General features: G+C 61.4%; 45 protein-coding genes. 20 read left to right on the forward strand and 25 right to left on the reverse strand.

Annotated features, from left to right (window positions below):
- Positions 1-26: 26 nt before the first annotated feature.
- The 24 genes from BMX67_RS12930 to BMX67_RS19355 all read right to left on the reverse strand — a co-directional run bounded on the left by BMX67_RS12930 (position 27) and on the right by BMX67_RS19355 (position 12,987).
- On the reverse strand, positions 27-1,058 hold the full coding sequence (locus BMX67_RS12930; RefSeq protein ID WP_090735701.1) for a major capsid protein: 1,032 nt from the start codon (positions 1,056-1,058) through the stop codon (positions 27-29).
- Positions 1,059-1,061: 3 nt separating this feature from the next.
- Positions 1,062-1,739, reverse strand: coding sequence for a hypothetical protein (locus tag BMX67_RS12935; protein WP_139206521.1), 678 nt, complete (start codon positions 1,737-1,739; stop codon positions 1,062-1,064).
- Positions 1,702-2,034 (reverse strand): hypothetical protein, encoded by a 333-nt coding sequence (locus BMX67_RS12940; RefSeq protein ID WP_090735704.1) that lies wholly within the window; start codon positions 2,032-2,034, stop codon positions 1,702-1,704. Before BMX67_RS12940 ends, BMX67_RS12935 begins: the two co-directional genes overlap by 38 nt.
- Entirely contained in the window at positions 2,031-3,704 is a 1,674-nt protein-coding gene (locus BMX67_RS12945; protein ID WP_090735706.1) for a portal protein, read from the reverse strand. Before BMX67_RS12945 ends, BMX67_RS12940 begins: the two co-directional genes overlap by 4 nt.
- 3 nt (positions 3,705-3,707) lie before the next feature.
- On the reverse strand, positions 3,708-3,890 hold the full coding sequence (locus BMX67_RS12950; protein WP_090735707.1) for a hypothetical protein: 183 nt from the start codon (positions 3,888-3,890) through the stop codon (positions 3,708-3,710).
- 71 nt (positions 3,891-3,961) lie between these two features.
- Positions 3,962-4,255 carry a hypothetical protein gene (locus BMX67_RS12955; RefSeq protein ID WP_090735709.1) on the reverse strand — a complete coding sequence of 98 codons (294 nt, stop codon included), beginning with the start codon at positions 4,253-4,255 and terminating at the stop codon, positions 3,962-3,964.
- A gap of 47 nt (positions 4,256-4,302) precedes the next feature.
- Positions 4,303-5,019 (reverse strand): hypothetical protein, encoded by a 717-nt coding sequence (locus BMX67_RS12960; RefSeq protein ID WP_090735711.1) that lies wholly within the window; start codon positions 5,017-5,019, stop codon positions 4,303-4,305.
- Positions 5,019-5,261, reverse strand: a complete 243-nt coding sequence (locus tag BMX67_RS12965; RefSeq protein ID WP_090735712.1) for a hypothetical protein — start codon at positions 5,259-5,261, stop codon at positions 5,019-5,021. Before BMX67_RS12965 ends, BMX67_RS12960 begins: the two co-directional genes overlap by 1 nt.
- A 66-nt stretch (positions 5,262-5,327) precedes the next feature.
- A complete protein-coding gene (locus tag BMX67_RS12970; RefSeq protein WP_090735714.1) occupies positions 5,328-6,659 on the reverse strand; it encodes a phage terminase large subunit in 1,332 nt (443 codons plus the stop codon).
- Positions 6,656-6,961, reverse strand: a complete 306-nt coding sequence (locus BMX67_RS12975) for a hypothetical protein (protein ID WP_090735715.1) — start codon at positions 6,959-6,961, stop codon at positions 6,656-6,658. The genes BMX67_RS12970 and BMX67_RS12975 overlap by 4 nt, the downstream gene beginning before the upstream one ends.
- Positions 6,962-6,963: 2 nt before the next feature.
- Positions 6,964-7,287: a hypothetical protein gene (locus BMX67_RS12980; protein WP_090735717.1), complete on the reverse strand. Its 324-nt coding sequence runs from the start codon at positions 7,285-7,287 to the stop codon at positions 6,964-6,966.
- Complete coding sequence (locus BMX67_RS12985; protein ID WP_090735719.1) at positions 7,287-7,499, reverse strand: hypothetical protein; 213 nt, start codon at positions 7,497-7,499, stop codon at positions 7,287-7,289. The genes BMX67_RS12980 and BMX67_RS12985 overlap by 1 nt, the downstream gene beginning before the upstream one ends.
- The gene (locus BMX67_RS12990; RefSeq protein ID WP_090735721.1) at positions 7,496-7,753 is read right to left on the reverse strand and encodes a hypothetical protein; all 258 of its coding nucleotides are present in this window, start codon (positions 7,751-7,753) and stop codon (positions 7,496-7,498) included. Before BMX67_RS12990 ends, BMX67_RS12985 begins: the two co-directional genes overlap by 4 nt.
- Entirely contained in the window at positions 7,750-7,950 is a 201-nt protein-coding gene (locus BMX67_RS12995) for a hypothetical protein (RefSeq protein WP_090735722.1), read from the reverse strand. The genes BMX67_RS12990 and BMX67_RS12995 overlap by 4 nt, the downstream gene beginning before the upstream one ends.
- On the reverse strand, positions 7,947-8,270 hold the full coding sequence (locus BMX67_RS13000) for a helix-turn-helix domain-containing protein (protein WP_090735725.1): 324 nt from the start codon (positions 8,268-8,270) through the stop codon (positions 7,947-7,949). Before BMX67_RS13000 ends, BMX67_RS12995 begins: the two co-directional genes overlap by 4 nt.
- Positions 8,267-8,728, reverse strand: a complete 462-nt coding sequence (locus BMX67_RS13005; protein ID WP_139206523.1) for a hypothetical protein — start codon at positions 8,726-8,728, stop codon at positions 8,267-8,269. The genes BMX67_RS13000 and BMX67_RS13005 overlap by 4 nt, the downstream gene beginning before the upstream one ends.
- Positions 8,613-9,548 carry a YdaU family protein gene (locus BMX67_RS13010; RefSeq protein WP_090735728.1) on the reverse strand — a complete coding sequence of 312 codons (936 nt, stop codon included), beginning with the start codon at positions 9,546-9,548 and terminating at the stop codon, positions 8,613-8,615. Before BMX67_RS13010 ends, BMX67_RS13005 begins: the two co-directional genes overlap by 116 nt.
- Positions 9,545-9,928 carry a RusA family crossover junction endodeoxyribonuclease gene (locus tag BMX67_RS13015; protein ID WP_090735730.1) on the reverse strand — a complete coding sequence of 128 codons (384 nt, stop codon included), beginning with the start codon at positions 9,926-9,928 and terminating at the stop codon, positions 9,545-9,547. The genes BMX67_RS13010 and BMX67_RS13015 overlap by 4 nt, the downstream gene beginning before the upstream one ends.
- The gene (locus BMX67_RS13020; protein WP_090735732.1) at positions 9,925-10,476 is read right to left on the reverse strand and encodes an MT-A70 family methyltransferase; all 552 of its coding nucleotides are present in this window, start codon (positions 10,474-10,476) and stop codon (positions 9,925-9,927) included. Before BMX67_RS13020 ends, BMX67_RS13015 begins: the two co-directional genes overlap by 4 nt.
- Complete coding sequence (locus tag BMX67_RS13025; RefSeq protein ID WP_090735734.1) at positions 10,473-11,444, reverse strand: phosphoadenosine phosphosulfate reductase domain-containing protein; 972 nt, start codon at positions 11,442-11,444, stop codon at positions 10,473-10,475. The genes BMX67_RS13020 and BMX67_RS13025 overlap by 4 nt, the downstream gene beginning before the upstream one ends.
- Positions 11,441-11,635, reverse strand: a complete 195-nt coding sequence (locus tag BMX67_RS13030; RefSeq protein WP_090735736.1) for a hypothetical protein — start codon at positions 11,633-11,635, stop codon at positions 11,441-11,443. Before BMX67_RS13030 ends, BMX67_RS13025 begins: the two co-directional genes overlap by 4 nt.
- Positions 11,632-12,303: a hypothetical protein gene (locus tag BMX67_RS13035; protein ID WP_090735737.1), complete on the reverse strand. Its 672-nt coding sequence runs from the start codon at positions 12,301-12,303 to the stop codon at positions 11,632-11,634. Before BMX67_RS13035 ends, BMX67_RS13030 begins: the two co-directional genes overlap by 4 nt.
- Before the next feature lie 130 nt (positions 12,304-12,433).
- On the reverse strand, positions 12,434-12,754 hold the full coding sequence (locus tag BMX67_RS13040; RefSeq protein WP_245739448.1) for a hypothetical protein: 321 nt from the start codon (positions 12,752-12,754) through the stop codon (positions 12,434-12,436).
- The gene (locus BMX67_RS19355; RefSeq protein WP_139206524.1) at positions 12,751-12,987 is read right to left on the reverse strand and encodes a hypothetical protein; all 237 of its coding nucleotides are present in this window, start codon (positions 12,985-12,987) and stop codon (positions 12,751-12,753) included. Before BMX67_RS19355 ends, BMX67_RS13040 begins: the two co-directional genes overlap by 4 nt.
- 88 nt (positions 12,988-13,075) lie before the next feature.
- On the opposite strand from BMX67_RS19355, the gene BMX67_RS13045 reads away from it, so the two are divergent.
- The 5 genes from BMX67_RS13045 (at position 13,076) to BMX67_RS13065 (ending at position 15,369) form a co-directional block, all read left to right on the forward strand.
- Positions 13,076-13,411: a hypothetical protein gene (locus tag BMX67_RS13045; protein WP_090735740.1), complete on the forward strand. Its 336-nt coding sequence runs from the start codon at positions 13,076-13,078 to the stop codon at positions 13,409-13,411.
- Positions 13,412-13,543: 132 nt separating this feature from the next.
- Positions 13,544-13,807: a hypothetical protein gene (locus BMX67_RS13050; protein ID WP_090735742.1), complete on the forward strand. Its 264-nt coding sequence runs from the start codon at positions 13,544-13,546 to the stop codon at positions 13,805-13,807.
- Between the two features lie 172 nt (positions 13,808-13,979).
- On the forward strand, positions 13,980-14,360 hold the full coding sequence (locus BMX67_RS13055) for a hypothetical protein (RefSeq protein WP_090735743.1): 381 nt from the start codon (positions 13,980-13,982) through the stop codon (positions 14,358-14,360).
- Positions 14,361-14,528: 168 nt separating this feature from the next.
- Positions 14,529-15,005 carry a Panacea domain-containing protein gene (locus BMX67_RS13060; protein ID WP_217645854.1) on the forward strand — a complete coding sequence of 159 codons (477 nt, stop codon included), beginning with the start codon at positions 14,529-14,531 and terminating at the stop codon, positions 15,003-15,005.
- A 1-nt stretch (position 15,006) separates the two neighbouring features.
- Positions 15,007-15,369, forward strand: a complete 363-nt coding sequence (locus tag BMX67_RS13065) for a hypothetical protein (RefSeq protein WP_090735747.1) — start codon at positions 15,007-15,009, stop codon at positions 15,367-15,369.
- A gap of 71 nt (positions 15,370-15,440) precedes the next feature.
- Here BMX67_RS13065 and BMX67_RS13070 read toward each other — a convergent pair whose 3' ends face one another.
- Complete coding sequence (locus tag BMX67_RS13070; RefSeq protein WP_090735749.1) at positions 15,441-15,863, reverse strand: DUF2513 domain-containing protein; 423 nt, start codon at positions 15,861-15,863, stop codon at positions 15,441-15,443.
- Between the two features lie 161 nt (positions 15,864-16,024).
- Between BMX67_RS13070 and BMX67_RS13075 the strand changes: the two genes are divergently transcribed.
- The 15 genes from BMX67_RS13075 to BMX67_RS13145 all read left to right on the forward strand — a co-directional run bounded on the left by BMX67_RS13075 (position 16,025) and on the right by BMX67_RS13145 (position 22,450).
- Complete coding sequence (locus BMX67_RS13075; RefSeq protein ID WP_090735750.1) at positions 16,025-16,345, forward strand: hypothetical protein; 321 nt, start codon at positions 16,025-16,027, stop codon at positions 16,343-16,345.
- A 5-nt stretch (positions 16,346-16,350) separates the two neighbouring features.
- Positions 16,351-16,545, forward strand: coding sequence for a hypothetical protein (locus BMX67_RS13080; RefSeq protein ID WP_139206525.1), 195 nt, complete (start codon positions 16,351-16,353; stop codon positions 16,543-16,545).
- Positions 16,542-16,820 (forward strand): hypothetical protein, encoded by a 279-nt coding sequence (locus tag BMX67_RS13085; protein WP_090735754.1) that lies wholly within the window; start codon positions 16,542-16,544, stop codon positions 16,818-16,820. Before BMX67_RS13080 ends, BMX67_RS13085 begins: the two co-directional genes overlap by 4 nt.
- Positions 16,817-17,782, forward strand: a complete 966-nt coding sequence (locus BMX67_RS13090; protein ID WP_090735755.1) for a YqaJ viral recombinase family nuclease — start codon at positions 16,817-16,819, stop codon at positions 17,780-17,782. The genes BMX67_RS13085 and BMX67_RS13090 overlap by 4 nt, the downstream gene beginning before the upstream one ends.
- Before the next feature lie 4 nt (positions 17,783-17,786).
- Positions 17,787-18,797 carry a recombinase RecT gene (locus BMX67_RS13095; RefSeq protein ID WP_090735757.1) on the forward strand — a complete coding sequence of 337 codons (1,011 nt, stop codon included), beginning with the start codon at positions 17,787-17,789 and terminating at the stop codon, positions 18,795-18,797.
- A 92-nt stretch (positions 18,798-18,889) separates the two neighbouring features.
- Positions 18,890-19,162: a hypothetical protein gene (locus BMX67_RS13100; RefSeq protein WP_090735759.1), complete on the forward strand. Its 273-nt coding sequence runs from the start codon at positions 18,890-18,892 to the stop codon at positions 19,160-19,162.
- The gene (locus BMX67_RS13105) at positions 19,159-19,386 is read left to right on the forward strand and encodes a hypothetical protein (RefSeq protein ID WP_090735761.1); all 228 of its coding nucleotides are present in this window, start codon (positions 19,159-19,161) and stop codon (positions 19,384-19,386) included. The genes BMX67_RS13100 and BMX67_RS13105 overlap by 4 nt, the downstream gene beginning before the upstream one ends.
- Positions 19,387-19,399: 13 nt before the next feature.
- Positions 19,400-19,648, forward strand: coding sequence for a DUF2312 domain-containing protein (locus BMX67_RS13110; RefSeq protein ID WP_090735763.1), 249 nt, complete (start codon positions 19,400-19,402; stop codon positions 19,646-19,648).
- On the forward strand, positions 19,648-19,953 hold the full coding sequence (locus tag BMX67_RS13115) for a hypothetical protein (RefSeq protein WP_090735765.1): 306 nt from the start codon (positions 19,648-19,650) through the stop codon (positions 19,951-19,953). The genes BMX67_RS13110 and BMX67_RS13115 overlap by 1 nt, the downstream gene beginning before the upstream one ends.
- Positions 19,950-20,147: a hypothetical protein gene (locus BMX67_RS13120; RefSeq protein WP_090735767.1), complete on the forward strand. Its 198-nt coding sequence runs from the start codon at positions 19,950-19,952 to the stop codon at positions 20,145-20,147. The genes BMX67_RS13115 and BMX67_RS13120 overlap by 4 nt, the downstream gene beginning before the upstream one ends.
- Positions 20,147-20,365: a hypothetical protein gene (locus tag BMX67_RS13125; RefSeq protein ID WP_090735768.1), complete on the forward strand. Its 219-nt coding sequence runs from the start codon at positions 20,147-20,149 to the stop codon at positions 20,363-20,365. Before BMX67_RS13120 ends, BMX67_RS13125 begins: the two co-directional genes overlap by 1 nt.
- Positions 20,352-20,957 carry a hypothetical protein gene (locus BMX67_RS13130; protein WP_090735770.1) on the forward strand — a complete coding sequence of 202 codons (606 nt, stop codon included), beginning with the start codon at positions 20,352-20,354 and terminating at the stop codon, positions 20,955-20,957. The genes BMX67_RS13125 and BMX67_RS13130 overlap by 14 nt, the downstream gene beginning before the upstream one ends.
- Before the next feature lie 2 nt (positions 20,958-20,959).
- On the forward strand, positions 20,960-21,223 hold the full coding sequence (locus BMX67_RS13135; protein ID WP_090735771.1) for a hypothetical protein: 264 nt from the start codon (positions 20,960-20,962) through the stop codon (positions 21,221-21,223).
- Position 21,224: 1 nt separating this feature from the next.
- Positions 21,225-21,428: a hypothetical protein gene (locus BMX67_RS13140; RefSeq protein WP_090735773.1), complete on the forward strand. Its 204-nt coding sequence runs from the start codon at positions 21,225-21,227 to the stop codon at positions 21,426-21,428.
- Positions 21,425-22,450: a tyrosine-type recombinase/integrase gene (locus tag BMX67_RS13145; RefSeq protein WP_090735774.1), complete on the forward strand. Its 1,026-nt coding sequence runs from the start codon at positions 21,425-21,427 to the stop codon at positions 22,448-22,450. The genes BMX67_RS13140 and BMX67_RS13145 overlap by 4 nt, the downstream gene beginning before the upstream one ends.
- Positions 22,451-22,498: the final 48 nt, after the last annotated feature.

The raw sequence follows: 22,498 nt of genomic DNA on the forward strand, positions 1-22,498 counted from the left end.
GGGCGAAGCCTGCGCGCGCCCTGCCCTTACGGGAAGGTGATCGCGCTTTCCGTGTCGGTGATCGCATCCAGGCGACGCACGGGCATATCGCCCCACATCGTCACGCGCTCGCCCGCGACTTCCTCAACCGTCAGGTTGACGTTCTTCTTGTTCAGCGCCTGCTTGCGCAGGAACTTCGCGACGGTGCGGCCCACGTAGATGACGGTCTTGCCTTCCACGAGGTTGCCATTGCTGTCGATGCCGACGCGCGACGAGGTGTCGATCATTTCCTCGGCGTCGATCAGCAGATCCAGAAGGTCTGCGCCGGTGGCGGCATCCTTGGTCAGCGCCGACACGTCGATGTTGGCGATGCGCGCGTTGCCGCGCCAGTCGCCCACCGACAGGCCCATGTCCCATTTCAGGTGATCGACATAGGCCTTGAACTTGCCACTGCCGTCCGGGGCGTCCCACAGCTGCACGCCCATATCCTGACGCGAGAGGCCAGCCGCCGAGCCCTTGGGGTAAAGCAGCGTGGTCGCACGCGGCCCCCAGGTCACGAACCAAATCGAGGTGTTGTCGCTGCCGCTGCCGCCGCCGTTGATCAGCTGGCGGCCCGAAGCGACGCCCGGATCATTGTAGCGGACATCGAGGCCCATGAAGCCATCGGGGGTCGTGGCGATCGAGCCATAGACCATGTTGCGGGCCATGAACTGGTTGAAGCCTTCGACCAGCCCCGACATTTCCGAAGCCCGAAACGCCGCGGCATTGCCGTTCATGTCGGCCAGCGCCTTGTCGACAACGCTGAATTCCTCGGCCATGCCGGTGGTGTCCACGACCTTCGCGGTGGTGGTCTTGCCCTGCTTCACGCCCGAGTTATAGCGGCGCCATGCCGGTTCCGGGATGCCGGTGCGGATGACATGCTGGTGCTTGGTCCCGTCATTGCACTCGGTATAGACCGCATCGCGCATGATGGGGTTGGACTTCTCTGCCAGTTCGATGATCTGGGCGATATCGCCCCCGGCGTTGGTGCGGGTCAGGATGTCGACCAGACCCGGGTTCTTCACATTCAGTTCGGCCATGGCTTAACCCTTTCCGTTGCTGCCATAGAGGGAGTTCGCGAAGTTGCTCCGCGTCTCGGTGCCCGCCTTGCCGGTGGCGACGGACGAGTCCGCGACCATCTTTCCGACCTTGTGGAAGGCCTTCACGATCTCGGGGTGGCTTCCCATCCCCGACCGATCGAGCATTTGCCGAAGTTCGGGGCTTCCGACTGCATCCACGCCCTTGAGGAAGGTCGCGACATTGGCGTCGAAGTTCTCGCCCCCGAAATCGGGATCTGCTTTCAGACCAGCTTCCCAGTCCGAAATCTGCTTGTTGTGCGCCGCCAGCGCGGCCTGTTGGCCTTCGCCTGCGGTGCGGGCCTGCCGATTGGCGGCCTCTGCCAGCGCCTCGCGCGCGGTCGCATTGGGGTTGGCTTTCAGCCAGCCATCCATGTCACCCGCAAATTTGTCGAAATCCGCCTGGAATGCCTCGGCACCTTCCGGGGCTTTCAGCGCGAAGGGCCCGGCGTCACCGCCGTCATTCGAATTCTGATCGCCTTCCCTCTGGCCCTGCTCCTGCGTGGTGCCCGTCTCGCCGGGGGTTGCGCCCTGTTCCGTGGTCAGTCCCTCGGTGGTGGCGGCCTGCGCGGTGGCATCGGCGGTTTCGGTCGAGGCATTGGCTTCATCACTCATCGCTGTTTTCCTTTTCAGCATTGGCGGCATCGCGTTCGGCCGCGGCTTCCAGCCGATCGATCAGATCAGCGTGTTCGATCTGCATGTCGGTGAAGGTTTTCGACCCATGCGGAAAAACGCGGTCACGCAAGATGCCAAGCCCGATATCGCGTTGGCCTGCCCGGAACCCGTCTAGGTCGTTTCCGAAGTGCGTCTGCCCGAACAGGTGACAGCCTTCGAGGATCGACCAGACCGCAAGGCGGCCCTCGGGCTGGCGCAGGATCGCATCCCAGGCCTGACGAACCTGCATCGCGCGCTGTTCGATGATGTCCTCGCGAATGCTCATAGGGCCGACCCTCGCTGCAGCGCGTCGATCCCGTTCAGGTTTGCCTCGCTCAGAAGCTTTGCTGCCCCGGCCATGGGTTCGGCAGCTTCAACGGCCTGCGCCTGTGCTGCGGCGTCTGCCTTGGCCTTGCGGCGCTTTTCCAGTTCTTCGGGCGAATGCAGGATCGACGGCGGCCCGCCGACATAATCGGCAAACTCGCGCAGGGCCTTGTCGCCGTCCAGCATGTCCAGCACTTCGGGGCTGACCTGCGCCAGCGTCCCGGCAAATCCGATGGTCCGCTCGATCGCGCCGACGCCGATCGCCTTCTGGGCCTGCGCCAGCAGCGAAATATATTCGACCTTGATCGGCATCCCGGCGACTGCATCCGGCGCCTCGGGCATGATGTCTGCCTCTTGCATGTAGGCCCATGTCGCTTCGATCAGGGGCTGCAGCAGCTCGTGGTCAAGGCTTTCCAGAACCGGCCCCAAGGCCATCAGCTTTTCTTCATGCCGCTCGGCGATCTCGCGCGCCGTGATCTGGCTGCGACCGTCCAATGCCGTAGCGGTCATCTGGAACAGGTCCTTGTAGAACGCGACATCGATGCGGCGCTGCGTCTCCTGAATATCCAGCAGCAGCCCCTGAATATCGGGCCGCACCTCGTAGACCGGACGCAGACCGCCAGCGTTCAGATCCGAGGCCGCCATTGCGGTCAGACCGCCCGGCACGTTCTTGAAGAAGCTGCCAGCAGCCATTGGGCCGCCCTGCAGCGGCGGGTTGTGCATCTTCTGGATTGCGATGGCCTTCTGCTCCTGCAGCGTCTGCAGCGATGCGGCGTCGCCCAGGGCGTCCATGCCCGGCGATGACACGGACCACGCTTCGCCGTCGATCGCTTCCCAGCGCGGCGCAAGGATCGGCCGGACGCGATGCCCACCGATATGCAGGAACTCGCTTTCCTTCGACTTTTCCCAGTAAACCGATGCCCACGGGCGGCGGGCTGACGTCATCGCCTCGGGATCGCCATCGGCGCGCTTGTCCACCATGTGGCAGATGTCGTGGGTCTGGTAATAGCTGCCCTGATCCCAGTCACGGCGCACCTGATCCGACACGTTGTCCAGGCCCCAGGTCTCCACGATGCCACGCACCGACATCTTCATCTCGCGGTAAAGCCCGGTGATGCGACCGCTGCCATCATCGCCCAGGCGGAACAGGCCGACCTGCTGCTTGTGCGCCCGGATCACATCCTCAAAGTCCTGCACGATCAGGCTGGACCCGGTGCCGTAGAGGCCCAGATCGCCATAGAGGCCATCCAGCATGCGATAGACGTTCGACCCGCGCATGACCTCGTACATGCGGCGCTGCGCTTCCTGCAGCCATTCCTTGACCTCGTAGACCGCGCTGTCGGCCTCGGACCCGCGCAGCCCAAGGCGGAACCACGGGCGCGACGGGCTGGTGACGCCGGACATCAGGCCCGCGCGCAGAGTGCGCAGCGCCATCTTGGCCGTGTCGTCAAGAATGCGCCGGTTGATCGAAGAGTCGCCGCGGCGCTCGCTGATCTCGAACCGGCCGCGCGACGGCTGGATAACGTCCCGCAGCTCGCGGAAGTGGCCCTGCCAATAGTTGAACTCCTGATTCATCGCATCGCGGCGGTTCCTCAGGGTCTTGGCCAGCATTTCGTCGCGCTTCGCCGCCATGGCTTATTGGCCCAGCAGCGTTTTCTTGCCGCCAGGGGCGTATTCCTGCCCGGCGCCGGGATTGCTGGTCGCCAGCAACGTGCCCTGCCGCCCGGTCTTCGAGCGGCTTTCAGACTGGCTGTTGAACACCGGCGCCTTGCTCGCCTGGTATTCGGTGGGCTCGGGAATGTCCGGCTTGCTGCACATGAAAATGCCCTCGATCGCGTTACGTCGAGGGCATCATGCGGGCGGAATAGGGGCCGATATATGTTGGGGTATCAGCTTCTCGCCAGCCCACCAGCGATTGACACGATGGCGAGCGATACGATGGCTGTGGCGAACATCCCGGAATTATGCTGCCAGATCATCATCGCAGCGACGCTGCCGAGCATAACGCCCGTCCAGTCCAGCACCGAGTCCCAATACAATGACCGGTCACCGATATAGCCCTGCACTCGCTCGAACAGCGCATAGACGATACCCGCAGCCGCGACCGCGTTCATATCGCCCCATCCTCGGCATAGCATCCACAGTGCCACGCCAATGGCGAAATGCGCCAGCAGAACAGCCATCCATGTGTAGCCGTCCCGATGCGCCTCGGCTCGAAACAGATCGCGGATCACAGCGCCAGCCCCAATGAAAAACGTTCGTTCAGATATGTGCGTGCTTCTGACAGCGCAGCTTCCGCTTGAGGGTGATCCAAGAGCACACCCAAGATGTCACCAAACTTTCCGGCGAAGGCTTGGAAAGTGCCATTGCGGCGCATGATATTGTCAACATTCAGCGCAGTGAATGTATGGTTTTCGATATCGATTGTCTGCCCGTTGATAATCAGTGTCGCAGTGGTGGCGTCGATGCGAACCTCGAAGATCCGAGGCGCGGTCGATTGAGGAATACCAGACAACGATATGCTGCCGCTGCCATCGTACAGCTGAATAGCTATGCCGTTTGAAATGCGTAGGTAAGGCGCCGGGGCAACCTCAGAGCCAAAGCACATATAGGTGCCGTTGGCGACCTGGGGCGCCATAACCCAGATTAGATGCACGCCCACCAGATCGGCAGCGCTGGCCATTTGCGGGTAACTGTCGCTCGGCTGTGGCTGAATAAACTTGCCCTGTAGAGCAAGAGGTGAGCCGATTACCTCCGCGTCAAACGCAGCGCCTGCACCGCCTTGGTTCGTGAACGCAGTAGCAGGACCACCAGCGGGGGTCGCGCCCTCCACGCTGTGGTGGATCGCGATAGCGCCACTAGCGTAAAACGGGGCAAGTGGATTGTTCGCACCGCCACGAAGCGCCGCCCAGATCGCCCCGAACTCAGACCAGCCGAAAAAACGCATCAGAGTTTATCCTGCATCCGCACGATGACGGATGCCGAACCATCCGAGACATAGCGCAAGCCTGACGCGCCATTGGTTACGGGAAACGGAACGCCACTTGCGATCGGCATTGCCAGAGCAAGATCACCGTCAGATTCAGCGATGCGGATCGTGCCGCCCAGAGGCATTACCCAAGCATCAGCGCCGGGCGTGGGCAGGGTCTGCGGGGCGGGCGTTGCATTCGCGACGGTATAGGCGGGCATGGTGTGTTCCTGCGATCTGTGGCACGCGCAGGATATGGACAGCTAGTCCCGCGATATATGTCGGGCTCAGCCGTTCTGGCTTCCCCAGACGGGGTGCCATTCTTCCTGCTTGCGCTGATCCTCGGCGCGGCCGATCGACCGGGCCACAACCGGATAAGCGAAAGTCAGCGCCAGCGCGTCGCCCTCGTCGGGACTGGCCACGCCGCGTTTCTTCATGTCGGATTTCTTTTCCAGCACGATCGCGTTGTTGTTGTCGAAGCTATAGAGCGGACCCGTCAGGTCCATCTCCAATTCACGATTGTCCTCGATGCAGCCCCCGGACTTGAGCCATTCGCGCATCGTCGCCCACATCTGCGCGCGCTTGTTGGCGCATTTCGGAACGCCATCGATCACGCGATCTGCCTTGCCTCCGAAGTTCACGCCGATGACGTTGTAGCCCATCTGGCGGCAGCGATCGACCACGCCCCCGCCGACACCGCCCTCATCGATGAATACTCCGTCCGGATTCAGGCGGTCAATCTCGGCCATGACGCGGGCGGCCACCTGCATTGTGTCGGCACGCAGCAGTTTGATCGCGGGCATTGTCGTGCCGTCCCGCCCACGCCGCGCCTTGATCACCGTCCGGTCATCCCCGAAGCGCGCCACATCGACGCCAAGCACCAGTTCATCGACCGTCGTAGGGTTCGGCTGGCGCTCCATGGCCTCGCGGACCATGCCGCCGCCGATGAACTGCATGTCGGACTCGGCCTCGTAATCGCCCTCCCATATGTGGCGATAGCGCGCCTCGTCGCCCGCAAGGTCGAGCAGGCGCTCTTCTTCCAGTTCATCGCCGCGAAACGGGTTGTCTCGCCAGTTTGCTTCGACCACGGTGCGCGAATCCGCGAAGCGCGGATCCTGGCGCATCATCTGATCAACGGGGTCGGACCGCAGGCGCGGGTTCCAGGTGAACCATAGTTGCGATCCGGGCTTGCGCAGCGTCGGGCGCAGAAGATCAAGGGCGCGCTGGCCGGCAGTCTGGGCCTCCTCCCACCAAGCAATGTCGAAGCCTTCCAGCGACTTGATGTTCTCGGCGTTGAACTCGTTCATCCCGGCGAAGGTGATGATTCCGCCGCCTGGCGTTCTGATCACGCGATCAGACTCCACCGGCTTAATGGCCTCGATCGCGCCAAGGCGGTGCGCGGTTTCTACAATCAGCTTGAAAACAGATTGATCGAGCGATTTCTGAACGTCACGCAGGCAGATTGAAGAAAGACCGGGCTCGGTCAGATGGCGAACCAGAAGATGCGCCCCACGGTCCCAGGACTTGCCCGAGCCCCGGCCGCCATGCGCGCCGAGATAGCGCGCCTTGGACTTCCAAAGCGGGGCGAAGACTTTAGGCGGCGTGACGTTGAGGATCATTCATCCCCGACAAATTTAACGTCGACGCGTTCAATCCTGATCGCGCCTTCATGCTGGACCTGCATTGGCAGCACCTTCCCAAGCAGCGGCATGAACACCTGCGGGTTTTCCTTGGCCTGTTTTTCAAGGTATCCGACCGTGCCCTTTACCCCGCCTGCGTTCTCTGCGGCTTGAAGGATCGCCTCTTTCAGCGTGGCGGTGATCTTGTTCGGCGTGCCCTTTTTCCGCCCCTTGCCTGCGGCTGGCGGCTTGCGACGCGGCTTTTCAGCGGGCGCAGCAGATTTCACTTGTTTGCTGTCCATGCTCAAACACCCCCATCATGCAGCTTGGCGATTTCCTTCTTGCATCCGTTACACATTCGCTGCCCCTGATCTATGTTGCTGGACACTCCGCAGCGCATGCAGCGGCGGATGGGTTTCAGGACGCGGCGCGGGTCGCGCGGGACGATGCCCGCATCGACCAGCAGGCGTGCCTCGGCCAGCGACCCATACTTGTTCGAGATGCGCGCCCTGATGGCGTTGTGCGTGATGCCGAACGCGCGGGCGGCCTCGCCATACGTGGTTTCGGGGTTGGCGATGATGAAGCGCTCGGCATCATCAATGGGGCCAGTCTTGGGCTTTGGTGCCATCAGCGGTTTTTCCTTCCAACGCCGTCGATATGAAATTTTCCGCAAATCAGGCAGCGGTAGTGTTTGCCGGGAAAGCGCTGGCGCCGCGCGGTCTGGTAGGCCATCTGGGGCGTGTCGAACGAAACCTTTCCGGCACAGGAACCTTGCCGCCACTGCTCGGCAACTTCTGGATCCGACAGGCGCCGGGTGATCCGTGCCTTTTGCCAGCTCATGCCTCGCGCCCCTCCCTCAAAACCCGCTGGATGAAGCACTTCGACCGGTTCAGCCGCTCGCAGATCTGCGCTTGCGTCAGCCCGGCATCACGCAGGGCCCAGACCTCGACGCGGGCGGAATTGCGGATGGCCTTGGACCTCGCGGCATTGCCCTTGCCGAACACGCGCCGATCGTCATGCTTCGGGCGCAGATGCTTGGGAACGCCGGCGGTCATCACGCGGCGCAGCAGGTCTTGGGCTTCATCGACCGTCATGCGCCACCGCCTTTCCCGTATGCGGCGCGGACAGCCGCCGGATCCTCTCCGCTTTCGGCAAGATCGGCACGGCGGATGCGGCCGACCGTGACGCGGGCCCAGGTGTCATTCATGCCCAGGTCGCGACTTATGGCTGTTGCGTCCTCGCCCGCTGCATAGCGGCGGATGGCTGTCAGTTGCATGTTGTCGGTGTTCATATCTCGCCCCTTCTTGCGGCTTCGCGTCGGATCGCGGTGATGATGGTCGAGTGGTCGCGCTTGAGAGCTCGGGCAATGTCGCTGGCGCTGTAGCCGAGGGCGTTGCAGCGATAGCAGATCACATCCCGGACCTTGACGGCGGCGGCGTGGCGATCGGGTCCGGTGATGCGGGCGAAGGTCATGCCCGCCAGCTTTGCGGCCTCTCCTGCGATCCCCTCGATCGCCATGACCTCGCTGCTTGCGCGGCGGATGGCGGCGACATCCTCGCGGGTGAAGGGCGAGGCATCGGGTTGGCGCACGATGCGCGGCAGGGTGGTCATTCTGCCACCTTCGGCATTGGCCGGATGAAGGCGGCCAGCTTGTCGGACATTTCGGCGCTGACGCGCTGGTGATCCTCGCGGCTCATGCCGGCGTGATCGTCGGGCTGCACGGCTGCGGCGCGCTCGCGGGCGATCTTCTCACCACGGGCTTTTTTCAGCAGGGCGACGATATCGCCGGGCGTCGGGCGGCGGCGCGGGTTCTCTCGGTTCCAGGACCGCAGTGCCCAAACGACCTGCTCGTGAGTCCAGTCCTGCAATTCATCGCAGAACCACGCCAACAGGCCCGCTTTGACCTCATCGCTTTCCGATGGGTCGAAATACGCTGCCATGACGATCTTGACCTCAGAAGCAATCGTCTGACGGTGTGCGGACAGCTCTTGCGGCGAAAGCGATTTGGCGAGCTGTGGCGTCGGAGCGGGCAGCGGCGCGGTGATCTGTGCGGGCAGATTGCGGGTCATGGCGGGTTCCCTCGATCGGTTTCAGGGCAGGTGCGGATAGCTGGCCGCTCAGGCGGCGCAGCGGTTCGGTGAAGTAGGTGAAGGATTTGGGCGGCCCGTCGCGCTTGCCGGCTGATATCCTGGCAATCTCCGCGCAGATCAGGTCGGGGTTCAGGTTCGGCAGGTCCAACCAGCGGCGAAGTTCGGACACGTCCCCTGCCCCGCCGATGAATTTCGACGGCCCGATAACGCCATCAGGGCTGACACCCATCGCGGCGAGAACGCGCTCTCGAATTTCGGGCTCGTGCGCACACGCGCTACCACCACCACCACCTATATTCTGGTTCTGGTTCTGGTTAGCATTGCTCGGGCATTGCTCCTGCATATTGCCCTCACTGTTTTCATTTGATTTTTTCGGCCTGTGATCGTCGCTTTGCTGTTCGTCACTTTGCCGTTTGACCTTCGCGTTTTCGCACTCGCCACTTTGCCCTTTGGATTTCGACCAGCGGGCATCAGCCGCGCGTTTCGCGCGTTCGGACGCCTCGCCAATGGCCTCTTTTGCGGCTGCAATCTCGCGATCAACGCGGCGCTGCCAGAGCCCATCCGGCGTCTCGATCAGCTTCCGCTCGTCAATCAGAACGGCGAGGATCTTCTTGAATGTCCCGGCCGGGCAATTGCACATCCGGGCAAGGCGCGCGTGGTCGAATGGCAGTGGAGACTGCCGCTCATACATCATGCAAACGAGCGTGATGTAGACCCCGGTTTCTGCCGGCGTCAGGCCGCGCGTCCCGGCAAGCCAGTCGGACGGATACAAGGCGATATGAACGGCCTTCTCGCTCATTCGCCCACCTCGATTTCCACGATAACGGCCCCGTCACGGCACCGCTCACCGCGCTTCTGCAGCAGCTCCAGCCACTCGCCGTCATCGACGCCGATAGCCTCCGCCAGCGCGTCGAGGCCCTGCTTCATCCGCTTGCCCATGTTGTCGAAGTCGTAGCCGTTCAGACGGACGCGCGGCGGCGGGCAGTAGGTCAGCGTCACGCGCTCGACGACCGCGCCGGCGGGCAACTTTTGAACGGCCCGGCCCTTCTCGCGCATGATCGCGGCGCAGGTCGCCTTGTAGGCCCGCGCAGAGGCGCGCTTGCCGCGCAGCCCCTTCTGCGACCCGTTCGGGGACAGATTTGACGGCGGCCATGGCAGGATGATGCGAGCGACGATCATTCACCGACCCTCTCAAATTTCGTGGTTTCATTGCCCCAGACAGCCCAGCCTGCGCGCTGGCGGCGGCCGAACATTTCCAGCTTGCGAAGGCCCGGCAGGCGCGCATCGACCTGATCCGCGACCCATTCCGGCTTGCGGCTGTGTTCGCGCTGCGCGCCGGGAACGATGCTGGTTGGGAACAGTGCGGGCCGCGGGCATGGGAACCGGCCGCGCGTGGCAATCACGACCAGTTCATGCTGATTGCGCGCCCAATAGCCGGTTCCGATCCGCTGCTTTGGCCAGACGATCTGCGACTTGGTGCGGAATCCCCATGCGCGGACAACCTCGTCGGCGCGGTGCGCGAAGGGCACCGTCACCCACATGAGCAGCAGCGCGGCGGGGGCTGCGATATCCTTGACCGGCAAGGCGCAGATTTCCTCGACTGTCATGCAGTCGTAGTGCCGGCGCGCGTTGCGACCGGGCTTGGCCGCGCTATTGCTGGCAAAGCGCCAGGGCGGATCGGCATAGATCACCTGCCAGCCGCCATGGGTTGTCGGCAGGTCCGTCATTCGCAAAGCCCATATTGTGAAGTGCAGGAAACGCCGTCATCTTCAGCGTCGATCAGCCAGCTATGCTGACGACCGCCGCGATCCGTTTGCGCCCACGCCGCAACCTGTTTCGCTCTTGGGTATTGAGGCCCGCCACGCGCACCGCTGATCCCGGCTCTCGCCATCCTTGCGCCTTCCGGCGTCACATCAGCCGCGAAAAACGTCGCAGCGCCACGCTTACTGGCGTCCGCAACTATGTCCTCCCAATCCTCGATGCGCTCGAAAGCATCAGGATACCGCCGCCAAATTGCGCGAAGTTCGGCTTTACTGGCGTTGATGCACGGGAAGCAGCCGACGCGGCCCATCCCTTCGAGATAGAGCGGGTTGGGATCGACGCCGTGATGCGCGGCGAAAGAAAACACATTCTCAGCAGTCCAATGGATCAGCGGGCGATAGAACCGCATGACATGCTGACCCGGTGTCCTGACCGTCTGCCACATGGGCGAGTGTCGGCGGGCTATGCTTTCGTCGCGACGCACGCCCAGCCACTGAATGACGGTGGCGGATTTACGGGTAACGTCGATAACCTTCTGCTGGATGGCTTCGGATTTCAGAAATTCTGTGCAGAACTGCGCGCGGCGAGACGGGAACCGACCCTTCCAGATGCACAGGTCCAAGAACGGGTTTCCGGTCGGCTGAAGCACTTCAAGCGCGCGATCTATGGTCGCGCAGGGAACGCCCTTCAGCGGCCATTTTTCTGCCACATATCGCCGCTTCTTCGCGATCCGCTCTGAAAAATCAGCGCGGAACACTTCGACCTCTGGTCCGCCCGTTTTGGCTGCAAGCCCTTGGGCGTAATCCATTGTGATCTGATGCTCGTTGCCGGTGTCGGCCATGACGGCGCGGAAAGGCCGACCAGATTGCAAAGCCAGCAGGTAACAGGCGGTGCTGTCTTTACCGCCGCTCACGTTGACGATGTGCTGCGTCATTCAACCACCTCGATCACGATATTCTGCCGATCCTTGTCGTTGACGCGGAGGCGCCCGGCCTGCGTGCCGCGAAACAGCACCTCGCGCGCCTGCGCCAGCGTCAGGCCGGCGCGTTCAGCGTTCTCCGCCAGCGTGGCAGGCCCGGTGCGGACCGCGCGCAGAAAGGCCAAGGAATGCTCGGAGGGGGTCATGCTGCCTGCTCCATCGCGTGTGGCGACCACTGCGTCGCGCAGGCCTTGGCCACGCCCTCAAAGGTCCGGCTGCGGATCTTCCAGCGATCCGGCCCTGGCGGTGTGCGATGGATGGCGTTCCACGCCTTCCACTCGTCGCTGCCCCTTTCGGGTTCGGGCAGTCGATCGGTAGCCGTGAGCCTTGGAAGCCCGCGCAGATAGAAGCCCGTGGCCTTGTAGGCCGGCTCACCGAACCAGAACGGCTGGACGATCTGAGGCGCAGGCAGGTCCGCAGGCATCCGGTCCTTGGCCAGATCGTTCATTTCCGGGTTTTCGATGGCGACCCGCTCGATCGGCGCGCGCCAGCAGTCGATGAACAGGCCCACGCCTTCCTCGAACTCGGCGCGCATGTCCTCGATGGTCCTGCCCTTCGGCAGTTGCTTCGGCGGCGTCCATTTGCCCGGACCGCTCATCCAGCGCCGACCGGACCGGCAAAGCCGGGTGCAGGGCGGGTGCATGACTGCCAGCAGATCCCAGCCATCGTCCAGCAGTTCGCGGATATCGCACCTGATGTGGCGGTTGCTGCCATCCTCGGCGGGCAGCAAATCGCAGGACCAGACATCGTGCCCAAGCGCATCGAACGCGCGGCGCATCACGCCTGATGTTTCGCAGCCGATCAGCACCCGCATCACCTCGGCCCCTGTTGTTCGGAGAAAAGTCCGCAGCGATGGAGGGCATGCTCTGCCCACCACCGGCCAAACGCGACGACGCGCATGGCGGCTCTGACTTCCATTCTGGAGATCTTGAGAAGTAAGGATTTCACGTATCACCAAGCAGCATTTGCGCTGCCCCAGGCATGTGTTTCATTGCGTAGGCCACGGGGCCGCCGCGCGGGCCGCACGATCCGCTGGCCCAATTCCGGGCGGTCTTTTCCGACACGCCAAAGAAAACGGCGGCGTGTTCAGGGCTCTGAAAATGCTTGTTGATAAGTTCGATCCACGCATCGCGCAGATGGGCCTCGAAGCTGCGTGGCTTCTCGGACCCGGACAAAATTCCGGACGACATTTCTGGGGTTCCTGTGCTGTTGTTGATCCGTGGAGATCGTTGAACAGCAACAGAGACAGAGGGCGCGGCGGTCATGCTGCGCCCTCGGAGGTTTTGGCAATCCCGGCAAAGCTGAACAGCGACTCTGGGCAATCCAGACCCTGCTCTTTGCAAAGACTGCGAATGATGAAGAACCACCTCGCCGGGAAGCGGTTCTCAACTGCCGCATTGCTTACAGCTGTCAGACCTACCCCGACCGCAGAAGCGATCACTGGGCGACCGATGGCCTCGCAAATATCAGCAACGGAGGGGCAAGTTTTCTGATCCATGCGCTCAGCATAGTTCAGATAATCTGGACTATCAAGGTTCAGATCGCCTGCCGTTCAATTTTTTTGAACAGATGGCAATAATCACCGCATGGACCTGGAACAGAAAACCAAGCTCGCAAGAGTGAATGATATGGGGCTGGCCGCGACCGCGATCAGGCTCCGGGCAGCCTATATCGTGACCGGCCTGCCCAAACAGCAAGACTTGGCCAAGGCGTCGGGCATCTCGAAGACTGTGCTGAGCAACGCCATGGCGGGATCAACCTTCCCCAACCGTGACGTGATGAAATACCTCTATCGAGCGCATCGCATCGATTTCAATTTCATCTTGAACGGCGACTTCGCGCAGCTGCCGGGCGACGTGCAGGATCGCCTTTTCCCCGCGCTCGAAGCCGCAACCAGTGAATGGGATCAAAAAGAAGGTTGAGGCTCACCCCAAGCCAAAGACCAATTTTCGCCACAAGATAAACCACACCAACCCCCTCACTGATTCCTCTGCACAAAAGAACGTAAGCGGAACATTGACGCCGCGCCAACCTGCCGAGAAGGACAGTTGACTATGAGTGATGAGCAAGTGGACGCGATCGGGATTGAACAGATTGGCGAAGATGAACTGGCGGCCTTTCTGGCATCTCAAGCCCCACACGCGAACCGCGTGCACACATTCTGGACGCGCAATATCGTCCGGGTCGGCTTTGCTGAACAGCTGCTGCCTGATCAACCGCTGGCGCCTCGCGGCGCCATCACGATGGATGTGTACACTGCCAGTCAGCTGGTCGAATTGTTGCAGGCTGCGCTAAAGGACGCCAACACCAGTGGGTAATATGGCGACATCTGGACCGACCCAATGGAAGGAAAGACGCGCAGCCCGCAAGTCTGTGGCAGGGCGAAGTCGCGCCATCCATACGGTCGGCAGTAGCAATTACGCACATAATCTCCTAGATTCAGTCATAGAGGGCGTGCGAAACCCGCAGGCCCAGGCGACGGGGCCAACGATGACCGGGGAAATTTCGCAGAAAGACTACATCGATCGCAGCATGGAAACCGTCCGTGCCCAGAACGATGCGCGCTTTGCAGAGGTTCTTGGCGAGATCCGTGGCATTGGCCAGCGCCTTCAGCACATCGAAAGCTCACAGCTCTCTGCCCGGCAGCTTTGGGGTGCAGTCCTGACCGGTGCGGCAACCGTGCTTGGCGTCATGCTGGCCGCGCTGGCCTTCGGGTCAGATCGTTTTGATGGAGGGGTCGGCATGGCCGATCAGCGACTAGAACAGATGCAGCGCGACGCCGAACAGGACGCAATCATCAAGCGGCTGGATGCCTTGATTGCCACACAGGCCGCGCCAGAAAGCCCGACGCCTAGATCTGCAAACGAGTGATACCGTCTCGCGGATTTCACAGTGGCCAGGATGCTTAGAACAACCACTAACAGGGTCGCCCATGGAAATCAGATGTGATTGGAAAGATGCGAAAACGTTGGCTATATTAACCCCATGACTGCACGGTACAGATTTTCAGCAGTGAAAGCGTTTCAGGCGGTCCACTGGATGGCCTCTCAGGGCGTGCCGGTTGACTTGCACGCAGCCCTAAAGACAGCATACTTCGCTGATAAAACACATTTAAATGAGCATTTGCAGCCCATTTTTGGCGCAACCTATAAGGCAATGAAATTTGGCCCGGTCCCCCTTGAGATTTACGAGATCATCAAAGGAGAATCGTTACGCCTGTGGGAGCTTGGTCGCACCCAGCTTCCATGGACACTTGATGGCTACAACATTCGTTTGCTAGCGAACGAGCCGGTTAACGTAGACGCCCTCTCGATCAGCGAAATCGATCACTTGGAGCGGGCGTTCAGTCGGTCTTGCAAGATGAGTTTCACTGAGCGCACAGCCGCAACTCACGGCCACGACTGGCAAGCAGCGAACGGCGGGACAATGCGCTACGAGCACATGCTGGACGAACGCGACGACATGAATGACGCCGTTGCTTTTATTCAAGAAACAGCCCGCCATATAAGGTTGTGACTTGCTGTCGCTGTTCGATGTGATCTGGATCTACGACCAGACAACGCGCCCGCAAAAGATGAAGATGTATATCTGCCTTGATTTTGATCGGGGCTGGTTTCTGCGGATTAATACAAAGAATTACCCACGCCCAAGTGTCGCTATCTCCAAAGAGCAAAACCCCTTCCTTGACCACGATAGTCACGCTGAGTGCGGGATACTAGAGGTCGACGAGTATGAGGTCGAAGATGCGGTTCAACGGGGTGGCGTCGTCGGGAAGCTGAACCTTGTTCACCGCACTGCGATACTAGAGGCCCACCTAGCCATGCCGATCGTGCGCGAGAGAGACAAGGCTGCGCTTAGGGAACTCCTTAGCGACGCCTAGATCACCGTGCAAAATTGCTCCAACCGCCCGCCTCGCGCGGGCTTTTTCATGCGCCGATGACCGGCGCGGGCTTAGATATCGAGGCCGGTCAGGTCCCGTATCTTCTGGATCACCAGCGCTTCGGCAACTCGGGCCAGAACCTTTACGCTCGCGCCCGTGGCTTGGCCGGCCGCCGCTTTCGCGCCATTCCAGATCTCGCTGGTACGCGTGTTCGCGCAGAAGTCATGCCCGTCATTGGTCATCCAGACCTTTGTGCCGCAAGGCTGAACTTCCAGAAGTCCAGCCTGCACCAGCAGCTTCTTGTGATAGAACTCGCGAGAATTAATCGGTTGGCACCAAGTCCGTTCGACCAGGCGGTAATCGTGCAGCCAGCTGTCACTTGCCTCCATCCGCAACATCAGCTCGCGCAAATAGTCGTCGTCACGCTGCATCCAATCACCTCCCGTGCAAATGCCGGGATGGTCTACGGCGCGTTCTGATTCTGCCAGTTTCATTCGGTTGGTCCTGCGTCGATTGCACCGCGACGATAGCACGGGCGAATCAGGCGGTCCATGTTTTCTGAACTTTTATATTGACGGTCCATTTTATCTGAACTAGCTTCATCTCATCAGCGGCGACACAGGAGCCCGCGCCAACCCGAGATGAAGGAAGCCAGATGAAACACTACCTCGCCCTTGCCGCCCTGCCGCTGATCGCGGCTTGCGCGCAGTCGCCCAGCAGCATCGCGCCTGTCAGCATGGGCAACGCTTATGCCAGCGTGTCGTGCCAGCAGGCCCGCGCCGACCTGATCGCAGAACGGCAGACCCTGGCCGCGCTTGAAGGCAAGCAGAAAGGCGCAGTCGCCGGGGACGCAATCGGCGTCCTTCTGATCGGCGTGCCCGTCTCGTCGCTGAGCGGCGGCGACGTGGCCGGCCATATCGCGACCTCGAAGGGCAAGGTCATCGCCCTCGAAGCCCGCACCGCAAGCTGCGGGTGATCGCCATGCGCTGCGACGAACATCTCGACATCAGCGACGAAATCGCCAGCGGATGCCGCGTCGTGGCGCTGGTTGTCATCTCGGCGGTTGCCATGATCGCGATCGGCCTTTGGGCAATCAATCGTCCCACGCATCCCAGCATCTGCGGCGACCTTCGCGGCGCGGAATGCGTGGCCGCAACGCAGGGGGGCGCGCGATGACCCGCTGGACCGAATTTATCGATGCCCCGCTCTACATCCACCCGAACGGGCGAGAAGTTGAGGCAGAAGCCGAATGGCGCCTCGACTGCGAGGAATACCCGGCAGAGCCGTTTAGCCACGGCGGTTCGCGTGGAACCGAACTTGAAGTCAGCGCGCACCTGATCCGCTGGGGCGGCAATCGCACCCGCGAAGATGCCGTCCGCCTCTACGGCGAGGATGAAATCAAACGCCAGGAGGCTTGGGCCTCGGCGAGCTATTCAGCGGAGGATGTATGAACATTCAGCGAAGCGAATTTCTTGCTGGCCGCAAGGCTGGCATCGGAGGATCGGATATCGCGGCCATCGTCGGCCTGTCGAAATTCAGAACGCCCTATGATGTTTGGGCCGACAAGACCGGTGCCAGCGAACCTGAAAGCGACGATGACAAGCCTTGGCTCTATTGGGGGCAGGTGCTGGAAGATGTCGTTGCGAGAGAATACGGGCTGCGCACCGGCGCCAAGGTTCAGCGCGTCAACGCCCAGCTGATCTACCCCGATTGGGATCGCGCGATCGCGAATATCGACCGTGCTGTCGTTAACCCTGACATCTCCGGCAATGTGCGCTGGAAGGACGGCCGCCTGACGACAGACCGCATCCTTGAATGCAAGACCGCCAACGGCTTTGCAGCCAGCCTTTGGGGCCCGGACGGAAGCGACGAAATTCCGGAAACCTATCTGTGCCAGGTGCAGTGGTATATGGGCATCACCGGCGCCAGCCACGCCGATCTTGCCGTCCTGATCGGCGGTAACGATTACCGCACATACACGATCGAAGCGCATTCCGACCTGTTCGCGGATCTCATGACAGAGGCGCAGGCCTTCTGGAAGTTGGTCGAGAACGGCATCGCCCCGGACCCGCAGACCGTCGCTGACGCGCAGGCCCGATGGCCGCAGCACCTCGCATCCAAAAGCATCATGGCGGGCGGATCGGTCGCCCGTGCCGTCGATGATCTGGCCGAACTGAAAGAACGCATGTCCGAAATGAAGGCGCAGGAAGATGCGCTGAAACTGCAGGTCATGTCCGCGATGGGCGATGCCGAGATTCTTGAGGACATGGGAAGCCCGATCGCGACCTGGAAAACCCAAACCGCCGACCGCCTCGACGGCAAGGCTTTGCGGAAAGACCACCCCGATATCGCCACCCTCTACACGAAATCGACAAGCACGCGCGTCCTGCGCCTCAAATCCCGGAAGGACTGACCAGATGAATGAACTGACGAAAGTAGAAGATCGCGCCGCGCCGCAATCCCACCCGAGCATGGGCATCCTGACGCCCGCCAATCTTGGTGAAGCGATGAAGATGGCGGAAATTCTGGCGGACTCCAGCATCGTCCCGAAGGATTTTCAGGGGCGCCCCGGCAACGTCCTGATCGCCTGCCAGTGGGGGATGGAACTCGGCCTGCAGCCTTTGCAGGCGATGCAGTCGATCGCGGTTATCAACGGTCGCCCCGCGATCTGGGGTGATGCGATGCTTGGTCTTGTTCAGGGTTCGGGCCTGCTGGTCGATATCACCGAAGAGATCTCGGATGATGGCGAGGAAGCCACCTGCACCGTCAAGCGGAAGGGCAAAGCCGCGCCGGTTGTCCGCACCTTCACAATGGCCGAGGCCAAGAAGGCCGGTCTGGCGGGTAAGCAGGGGCCTTGGCAGCAATATCCCCGCCGCATGTTGCAGCTGCGCGCCCGAGGCTTTGCGCTGCGCGATGCCTTTGCCGATGTGCTGCGCGGCGTGGCCATCGCAGAAGAAGCCCAGGACAGCCCGGTCATGCGCGACGTGACGCCCGCCGAGGACGCGGCAGAGGCCAAGACCGCGAGCGGCCGAGTTCGGAACAAGATCGGAAAGAAGAAAGACGATGCCGCGCCCAAGTTGACCGAGGTTCTTGAGCGCATCGGCGCAGCCAGCACCGAGGAAGAACTGAACACGGTTGGCGCCGATTGCGGGAAGATTGCCGAACCCGACGAAAAGGATAAGGCCCGCCAGGCATACCGCACCAAGCTGGATCAGCTTCGCAACGCGCCGGCCCCGATCGCTGACCTCATTAAGAACGTCGATGCCGGCATTCAGCGCGAACTGAAAAACGGCGCGCCCTACGAGGCCACCCTCGCCTTCTATCAGGAACAGATCGACCGCATCGCCAGCGAAGAACCTGAAGAACACAGCGCAATGATGGCCGAATACGAGAAAATCGTGGCCGAGCGCGACGGCACCGACGCCTAACCCATCCTCCCCCGCGCGACGCACTGTCCCGCGCGCGGCAACTGGCGGGGGCGATCCCCTGACCCCCGCCTCTTTTCTCAAAAGGAACGGATATGCCTTACGTAAATGTTTGGGTCGATGATCTGGGATGCGACGGGGATTGCGAGTCCGCACAGGAAGCGGAAGCCCTGCAAAAGATGGTCGATGAAGCCGTGTCGCACCTGCGCAATGGCGATCATGTCGCTGCATTGAGCGCGCTGACTGACGACAAGAGCCTGCCCTGCCAGTCACCTGGTGAGATTAAGCGCAAGTATCAGACCTGGATGGCCGGCAAGCTTCCGGGCTTCACAAACTTCAATCCCAAAACCGAGGATCGCCCCCAATGACCGACCAAGCTTATGGCGTGATTGTGGAGATGAAGGACCAAGCGCCGATCCTTTTGGAAACTGAGAATGGCGACCACGATGCCTGCATTGATCGGGTGCGGAAAATGCCAAGCGCGATCCGCTGGTGCGTCGTCAGTCTAAAGCCAACCAGGTTCGGAAACGCACTGCTTTTCAAAGACTTCATCCGAATGTGCGCCGCACCCGAAGAAGAAGCCGCATTCTAAGGAAAAAACACCAATGACCGACCAAGCTTACACCGTCGCAGCCGATGAACTCCGCTCTTTCGTTGAGCGCATCGAGCATCTGGAATCCGAAAAGAAGGATATCAGCGAGCAGATCAAGGAAGTCTATGCCGAGGCCAAGGGCCGTGGCTATGACGCGCCCGCCCTGCGCAGCATCGTGGCGCTGCGCAAGCGTGACAAGGATGACGTGGCCGAGGCCGAAGCGATCCTCGACCTCTACAAGCAGTCCTTGGGGATGGCGTGATGAAGATCGGAAGGTTCCAAGTTACCGCGAAGGCCAGCCGCTTCCCTTGGCAGGCTGGCTACAACTGGCACGGCATGACGGGCAGTGGCGCACCTCTCAATCAGCCCCGGCGCGGCGACAAAGCCGCCCCGCGCTTTGGCGGCGGCTGGAAATACAAGGTCGGGCTCGCCTTCAGCGGCCAGACACTTATGCTCGACCTACTGTTCGGCATCGTCACGGTGCGCTTCTTCGATTGGCAAGAAGAGGAGCGCATGAATGCGGAACGGAAAGCGCGGATCGACGCCATTCTTCGGAGGTCGGCATGACCCGCAGCGATATCATTGACCTTCGCGGCCAGATCCACACGCGGACGGATCGCGCGATCCTGTTCAGCGATGACGGCGACAAGGAGAGCGCGGTGTGGCTTCCGCTGGCGCATGTCGAGGTCGGCCAGCTGCACCGCGGCGTGGGCGAAATCAGCCTCCCCGAATGGCTGGCCGTCGATCGTGGGCTCGTCTGATGAAGATGCGCGCGGAAATGGGCCGCTATTCCAGCGTTGTCGGGCAGAGCGTTCATCTGCTGGCGGCTGACGGGAAGTTTCTCGGCCAGGTGGCGATTATGTGCCAATCGGACGCCCTGCGCGACCGGCCGACGCAGACCGCGATCTGCGAAATCATCTGCAGCGCGATCAACGCTGCGCAGGAAGATCAGGAGGGGCAGGAAGATGACCGAGGATAAAGACGCCACCATCGCGACGCTGACGGATGAACACGACGAACTTAAAGGCCGGAAGATCGCTGCTATCATCAACGGCGATGGCCCTATGGTCTTGAGCAAAGCAGCGGTCCGCAAGTTGGTTGAAGAACGCGATGCAGCCCGCGCCGAGGGCTTCGCGCAGGGGATCGAGGCGGCGGCGAAGGTGGCCTCTGGCTGGCTGGCTGCATTTCAGGGCGTAGAAATTCAGCGAACCTCTGCCCGCGAATACGCATGTGACGCCGTCATGGACATTGCAGATGGCATCCGCGCCCTATCCCCCGCTCCGTCCGTTGATGCTAGTAAAGCTCCGAACCACTGTCATCAAGCCAGTTTGACGACAGTGGATGAGCCGAAAGCCCCGCAGGCCGATCCGGTCAGAGAGTCGGCGCAGACGATGCTGGCGCGGGCGATCCCCGCAGATGGAACAACACTGGATCAGATGCGTGCGGCGCTTCGGGATACGCCAGCGGGGCGGGATTTGATTAATCGGGGCGACACCCGCCTCTACTGGATGAACGAGGGTGATGTTGTCACAGCGCAGATTGACCGCGCCCTCGCACAGAAGGGGGAATAGCCGTGGAACATCAACCAGCGAACTGCCCAAACTGCGGTTCTGATGAACTTTCATGGGGATATTCCGCGCCGCCTTTCCAGTGGCAGATCGAATGCCATGAAGACGGCTGCGGAACATATGTGGTCGCAGACAACGAGGATGAAGCATTCTCGCTTTGGCGGCGCGGCAAATGGACCGCCCGTATTATCGAGTGGGACGAAGACGGGATGCCATGCGAGTTTGAAATTCGCGATGATGGGCCCACCCAACAGGCAAAGGGGGAATAGCATGGGACGGCCCGATATTCAGCCGATGTTTGCCAGCGCCAACACCGCAGCGCGGATGCTGGATATGAAGCCAGCCGAGTTTCGCAGCCTGGTCGAGTCCGGGGCGCTGCCCGGACCCGTTCGGCACCAGCGTTGGGACGTAGAACAGATCCGCGCTATCATGCGGGGCGAGTTCGTTCGCCCATCTGAGGAATTTGACCTTTGAGGAAGAACCTGCCGCCATATGTCGCGATCAAGTCTGGGCGCGTCTATTTCCGCAAGGTCTGGACCGATGGCGGCAAGCGTCGGGAACGATTTGTTCGCCTTCCCGATGATATCGACAGCCCCGAGTTTGCCACCGAATATTGGGCGGTGCGGTCGGGCACGTCTGAAAGGGTGAAGCCCAAGCAGCGCGACACATGGCGGGAACTGGTCACCGCCTATCGGTCCTCTGCCAAGTACCGCAAGCTGGCGGCCAGCACGCGCAAGGAATACGACCGGATCATGGAGCGTATCTTTGAGAAGAACGCGGACAAATCGGTCAAGACGATGACCCGCGCTGCGCTCTTGCAGGTGCATGCCAAATACGCCGAGACGCCGCGCAAGGCGGACTGGTATATTCAGGTGGTTCGGATGTTGCTTAACTTCGCGATCCGAAAGCTTGGCTGGAAGATCGAGAACGCGGCATCCGGCATCGACCTATACGGCAAGCAGCGGGAATTTGAGCCATGGCCCGCGTGGATGGTCAAGAAGTTGGACACCGCCCCGGAGCGCGTTCGCAGCGCCGCCGAATTGATCCTTGGCACCGGCCAGCGACCGCAAGCCGCAATCCTGATGCGCCGCGATCAGTTCCAAGGCGAATGGATGACCGTCACCGACGAAAAGAGCGATGAGGCCTATGAGGTGTTCTGCCCTGCCCAGCTACGGGCTTATATCGAAAGCCTGCCGGTCTCGGGGGCCTATGTGATTGGCAAGAATCTCACCCAGCCGTCAGGCTATGACACGGTGGAAAAAGCGTTCAGGCAGTGGCGAAAGAGCCTGGGCGACCGCGCCGCGCCCTATAGTCTGCATGGTCTTCGCAAGCTGGCAATCGTCAGGCTGGCCGAAGCCGGATGCTCCGATGCGCAGATCCAGGCGATCACGAATCAAAGCCCGGAAATGGTCGCGTATTATCGCCGCCGTGCGAGCAGGAAAATTCTTTCACGGGCCGGTCATTCACTGACGGAACGAACAGGGGGTGAACAGTGAAAGTGGACCGGGCCAGTGGGACGCGGCGCCCCTTGCCGCAACAGCCCG

It is taken from the genome of Paracoccus homiensis (assembly GCF_900111675.1).
GTDB classification, from domain to species: Bacteria; Pseudomonadota; Alphaproteobacteria; order Rhodobacterales; family Rhodobacteraceae; genus Paracoccus; species Paracoccus homiensis.

Bases quoted from the DNA above. Each gene is read 5' to 3' on its own strand.
- BMX67_RS12930 (WP_090735701.1), bottom strand. From the start codon at position 1,058: ATGGCCGAACTGAATGTGAAGAACCCGGGTCTGGTCGACATCCTGACC.
- BMX67_RS12935 (WP_139206521.1), bottom strand. From the start codon at position 1,739: ATGCCGCCAATGCTGAAAAGGAAAACAGCGATGAGTGATGAAGCCAAT.
- BMX67_RS12940 (WP_090735704.1), bottom strand. From the start codon at position 2,034: ATGAGCATTCGCGAGGACATCATCGAACAGCGCGCGATGCAGGTTCGT.
- BMX67_RS12945 (WP_090735706.1), bottom strand. From the start codon at position 3,704: ATGGCGGCGAAGCGCGACGAAATGCTGGCCAAGACCCTGAGGAACCGC.
- BMX67_RS12950 (WP_090735707.1), bottom strand. From the start codon at position 3,890: ATGTGCAGCAAGCCGGACATTCCCGAGCCCACCGAATACCAGGCGAGC.
- BMX67_RS12955 (WP_090735709.1), bottom strand. From the start codon at position 4,255: ATGGCTGTTCTGCTGGCGCATTTCGCCATTGGCGTGGCACTGTGGATG.
- BMX67_RS12960 (WP_090735711.1), bottom strand. From the start codon at position 5,019: ATGCGTTTTTTCGGCTGGTCTGAGTTCGGGGCGATCTGGGCGGCGCTT.
- BMX67_RS12965 (WP_090735712.1), bottom strand. From the start codon at position 5,261: ATGCCCGCCTATACCGTCGCGAATGCAACGCCCGCCCCGCAGACCCTG.
- BMX67_RS12970 (WP_090735714.1), bottom strand. From the start codon at position 6,659: ATGATCCTCAACGTCACGCCGCCTAAAGTCTTCGCCCCGCTTTGGAAG.
- BMX67_RS12975 (WP_090735715.1), bottom strand. From the start codon at position 6,961: ATGGACAGCAAACAAGTGAAATCTGCTGCGCCCGCTGAAAAGCCGCGT.
- BMX67_RS12980 (WP_090735717.1), bottom strand. From the start codon at position 7,287: ATGGCACCAAAGCCCAAGACTGGCCCCATTGATGATGCCGAGCGCTTC.
- BMX67_RS12985 (WP_090735719.1), bottom strand. From the start codon at position 7,499: ATGAGCTGGCAAAAGGCACGGATCACCCGGCGCCTGTCGGATCCAGAA.
- BMX67_RS12990 (WP_090735721.1), bottom strand. From the start codon at position 7,753: ATGACGGTCGATGAAGCCCAAGACCTGCTGCGCCGCGTGATGACCGCC.
- BMX67_RS12995 (WP_090735722.1), bottom strand. From the start codon at position 7,950: ATGAACACCGACAACATGCAACTGACAGCCATCCGCCGCTATGCAGCG.
- BMX67_RS13000 (WP_090735725.1), bottom strand. From the start codon at position 8,270: ATGACCACCCTGCCGCGCATCGTGCGCCAACCCGATGCCTCGCCCTTC.
- BMX67_RS13005 (WP_139206523.1), bottom strand. From the start codon at position 8,728: ATGACCCGCAATCTGCCCGCACAGATCACCGCGCCGCTGCCCGCTCCG.
- BMX67_RS13010 (WP_090735728.1), bottom strand. From the start codon at position 9,548: ATGAGCGAGAAGGCCGTTCATATCGCCTTGTATCCGTCCGACTGGCTT.
- BMX67_RS13015 (WP_090735730.1), bottom strand. From the start codon at position 9,928: ATGATCGTCGCTCGCATCATCCTGCCATGGCCGCCGTCAAATCTGTCC.
- BMX67_RS13020 (WP_090735732.1), bottom strand. From the start codon at position 10,476: ATGACGGACCTGCCGACAACCCATGGCGGCTGGCAGGTGATCTATGCC.
- BMX67_RS13025 (WP_090735734.1), bottom strand. From the start codon at position 11,444: ATGACGCAGCACATCGTCAACGTGAGCGGCGGTAAAGACAGCACCGCC.
- BMX67_RS13030 (WP_090735736.1), bottom strand. From the start codon at position 11,635: ATGACCCCCTCCGAGCATTCCTTGGCCTTTCTGCGCGCGGTCCGCACC.
- BMX67_RS13035 (WP_090735737.1), bottom strand. From the start codon at position 12,303: ATGCGGGTGCTGATCGGCTGCGAAACATCAGGCGTGATGCGCCGCGCG.
- BMX67_RS13040 (WP_245739448.1), bottom strand. From the start codon at position 12,754: ATGACCGCCGCGCCCTCTGTCTCTGTTGCTGTTCAACGATCTCCACGG.
- BMX67_RS19355 (WP_139206524.1), bottom strand. From the start codon at position 12,987: ATGGATCAGAAAACTTGCCCCTCCGTTGCTGATATTTGCGAGGCCATC.
- BMX67_RS13045 (WP_090735740.1), top strand. From the start codon at position 13,076: ATGGACCTGGAACAGAAAACCAAGCTCGCAAGAGTGAATGATATGGGG.
- BMX67_RS13050 (WP_090735742.1), top strand. From the start codon at position 13,544: ATGAGTGATGAGCAAGTGGACGCGATCGGGATTGAACAGATTGGCGAA.
- BMX67_RS13055 (WP_090735743.1), top strand. From the start codon at position 13,980: ATGACCGGGGAAATTTCGCAGAAAGACTACATCGATCGCAGCATGGAA.
- BMX67_RS13060 (WP_217645854.1), top strand. From the start codon at position 14,529: ATGGCCTCTCAGGGCGTGCCGGTTGACTTGCACGCAGCCCTAAAGACA.
- BMX67_RS13070 (WP_090735749.1), bottom strand. From the start codon at position 15,863: ATGAAACTGGCAGAATCAGAACGCGCCGTAGACCATCCCGGCATTTGC.
- BMX67_RS13075 (WP_090735750.1), top strand. From the start codon at position 16,025: ATGAAACACTACCTCGCCCTTGCCGCCCTGCCGCTGATCGCGGCTTGC.
- BMX67_RS13080 (WP_139206525.1), top strand. From the start codon at position 16,351: ATGCGCTGCGACGAACATCTCGACATCAGCGACGAAATCGCCAGCGGA.
- BMX67_RS13085 (WP_090735754.1), top strand. From the start codon at position 16,542: ATGACCCGCTGGACCGAATTTATCGATGCCCCGCTCTACATCCACCCG.
- BMX67_RS13090 (WP_090735755.1), top strand. From the start codon at position 16,817: ATGAACATTCAGCGAAGCGAATTTCTTGCTGGCCGCAAGGCTGGCATC.
- BMX67_RS13095 (WP_090735757.1), top strand. From the start codon at position 17,787: ATGAATGAACTGACGAAAGTAGAAGATCGCGCCGCGCCGCAATCCCAC.
- BMX67_RS13100 (WP_090735759.1), top strand. From the start codon at position 18,890: ATGCCTTACGTAAATGTTTGGGTCGATGATCTGGGATGCGACGGGGAT.
- BMX67_RS13105 (WP_090735761.1), top strand. From the start codon at position 19,159: ATGACCGACCAAGCTTATGGCGTGATTGTGGAGATGAAGGACCAAGCG.
- BMX67_RS13110 (WP_090735763.1), top strand. From the start codon at position 19,400: ATGACCGACCAAGCTTACACCGTCGCAGCCGATGAACTCCGCTCTTTC.
- BMX67_RS13115 (WP_090735765.1), top strand. From the start codon at position 19,648: ATGAAGATCGGAAGGTTCCAAGTTACCGCGAAGGCCAGCCGCTTCCCT.
- BMX67_RS13120 (WP_090735767.1), top strand. From the start codon at position 19,950: ATGACCCGCAGCGATATCATTGACCTTCGCGGCCAGATCCACACGCGG.
- BMX67_RS13125 (WP_090735768.1), top strand. From the start codon at position 20,147: ATGAAGATGCGCGCGGAAATGGGCCGCTATTCCAGCGTTGTCGGGCAG.
- BMX67_RS13130 (WP_090735770.1), top strand. From the start codon at position 20,352: ATGACCGAGGATAAAGACGCCACCATCGCGACGCTGACGGATGAACAC.
- BMX67_RS13140 (WP_090735773.1), top strand. From the start codon at position 21,225: ATGGGACGGCCCGATATTCAGCCGATGTTTGCCAGCGCCAACACCGCA.